At 57.9% G+C, this 2,241-nt stretch carries 2 protein-coding genes and 1 pseudogene; 2 read left to right on the forward strand and 1 reads right to left on the reverse strand.

What is annotated here, in order from left to right:
- Positions 1–506: pseudogene (locus AC1DRJ_RS25065) on the forward strand (LysR substrate-binding domain-containing protein); the annotation flags it as partial.
- Between the two features lie 82 nt (positions 507–588).
- Positions 589–771 carry a hypothetical protein gene (locus AC1DRJ_RS25070; RefSeq protein WP_477804528.1) on the forward strand — a complete coding sequence of 61 codons (183 nt, stop codon included), beginning with the start codon at positions 589–591 and terminating at the stop codon, positions 769–771.
- Positions 772–826: 55 nt separating this feature from the next.
- On the opposite strand, the gene gudD is transcribed toward AC1DRJ_RS25070, so the two are convergent.
- Positions 827–2,182, reverse strand: a complete 1,356-nt coding sequence (gene gudD, locus AC1DRJ_RS25075) for a glucarate dehydratase (protein WP_477804529.1) — start codon at positions 2,180–2,182, stop codon at positions 827–829.
- Positions 2,183–2,241 lie beyond the last annotated feature (59 nt).

Here is a 2,241-nt window from a genome sequence, read left to right on the forward strand (position 1 = left end):
ACTACGCCCTGTCCGATATTGTCGCGCAGCGTTACGACGCAGGGGTGCGTCTGGGCGATCAAGTGGCCAAGGACATGATTGCCGTTCCGGTCGGCCCTCAATTACGCATGGCGGTAGTGGGCTCCCCAGAGTACTTCAAGCGGCGGCCCGCACCGAAAGTACCTGGCGATCTCGCGGACCATAGTTGCATCAATCTGCGTCTGCCTACCCACGGAAGTCTCCTGTAATGGGATTTTGAAAAGGATGGCCATGAACTGAAAGCGCGGGTCGAGGGGCAATGGACGTTCAACAGCAGTGGGCCGATCCTGCGCGCTGCTGTCGCGGGTTGCGGGTTGGGTTTCTTGCCAGAAGATATGGTGTCGAAGGAGGTTGGCGACGGAAGTCTTGTGCGGGTTATGGAGGATTGGTGCCAACCTTTTTCTGGCTACCATCTCTACTACCCTAACCGCCGTGAGCATTCGTCAGCATTTGGCGTAGTGGTTGACGCGCTGCGCCATGAGCGCTGAGCAGTCCATCTCTAAGGTGTCTTGGTGGCCGTCATCAATCTATGGCTAGACTCAATCACCTACATATAAGGTCGGGGGCATCATGAACTTCATTCTCTGGGTCATTCTTGGCACCAACGGCGCACAGCCCGCTACTGCGGTCGACCATGCGGAGTACAAGAGTATGGAGGCGTGTCAGCACGCAGCCGATCAGATCAAGGAGTCACTCGGAGGGGTTCAATTCCAGATTCATACCCTCTGCACACCTACGGAAATGAAAAAATAAAGCGTCGTACGGTCCTGCCTCTGATATTGCGAGGCAGGCCGTTAAAACGATTGGGTTAACGAACCATGCACGGACGCTTGTTGTTGAACTCCCAACCCGACACCAGATACCGCATGGCGGTAGCGTCATCGCGGGCGCCCAGGCCCATGGATTTGTAGACTTCATGGGCTTGCATCAGCGCGTCCCAGTCCAGCTCGACGCCCAGGCCTGGCTTCTTGGGTACTTCCACCAAACCGCCTTTGATCTGCAATGGCTCTTTGGTCAGGCGCTGACCGTCTTGCCAGATCCAGTGGGTATCGATGGCGGTAATGTTTCCGGGGGCAGCGGCGGCGACGTGAGTGAACATGGCGAGCGAAATATCAAAATGGTTGTTCGAGTGAGAGCCCCACGTCAGCCCCCATTCCTTGCACATCTGTGCCACACGAACGGATCCCTGCATCGTCCAGAAGTGTGGGTCGGCCAAGGGGATGTCGACGGATTGCAACTGGATCGCATGCCCCATCTGACGCCAGTCGGTGGCAATCATATTGGTCGCAGTGCGCAGGCCCGTGGCGCGGCGGAACTCGGCCATCACTTCTCGACCTGAATAGCCATTTTCAGCCCCGCACGGATCTTCGGCGTAGGCCAGAACATGATGCTGATCGCGGCACAGGGCCACGGCTTCCTTCAGTGACCAGGCGCCGTTTGGATCGAGGGTGATGCGTGCATCGGGGAAGCGTTCCGACAACGCGGTGACAGCGGCGATTTCGTCTTCGCCGCGAAGCACGCCGCCTTTGAGTTTGAAGTCTTTAAAGCCGTAGCGATCATAGGCCGCCTCGGCGAGTGCAACCACCGACTCCGGAGTCAGGGCCTCAACGTTACGCAGGCGGAACCATTCGTTATCGGCATCCTGTTCCGAGCGGTAGCCCAGGTCAGTCTTGTTGCGGTCGCCGACGTAAAACAGGTAACCCAGCATTTCAACGGCATCGCGTTGTTGTCCTTCACCCAGCAGCGCCGCTACGGGCACCTGCAAGTGCTGGCCCAGCAGATCCAGCAAGGCTGATTCCACAGCCGTCACGGCATGCACAGCGATGCGAAGATCGAAGGTTTGCAGGCCGCGCCCCCCCACGTCGCGGTCGGCGAAGGCGTTTCTGACTTTGTTCAACAGGCTTTGATAGTTGCCGATTGACTGGCCGCTCAGCAGCTCACGGGCGTCCTCCAGCGTCTTGCGGATGCCTTCACCGCCCGGCACTTCACCGACGCCGACGTGGCCCGAGCTGTCCGTCAGGATCAGAATATTGCGCGTGAATAAAGGACCGTGAGCACCGCTCAGATTGAGCAGCATGCTGTCATGCCCGGCCACCGGAACGACTTTCAGATCGGTGATAACCGGTGCACCAGTGGTTGCCTGGGGATAATTCAAAGCTTCCATAGACTCATACCTTTCTTGTAGTTGGGTGTAATTAGCCTGCGTGTTTCACGGTTGTTGCC

It is taken from the genome of Pseudomonas sp. P5_B2 (assembly GCF_056400445.1).

Coding starts and splice junctions, on each gene's coding strand:
- AC1DRJ_RS25070 (WP_477804528.1), top strand. CDS start 589: ATGAACTTCATTCTCTGGGTCATTCTTGGCACCAACGGCGCACAGCCC.
- gudD (WP_477804529.1), bottom strand. CDS start 2,182: ATGGAAGCTTTGAATTATCCCCAGGCAACCACTGGTGCACCGGTTATC.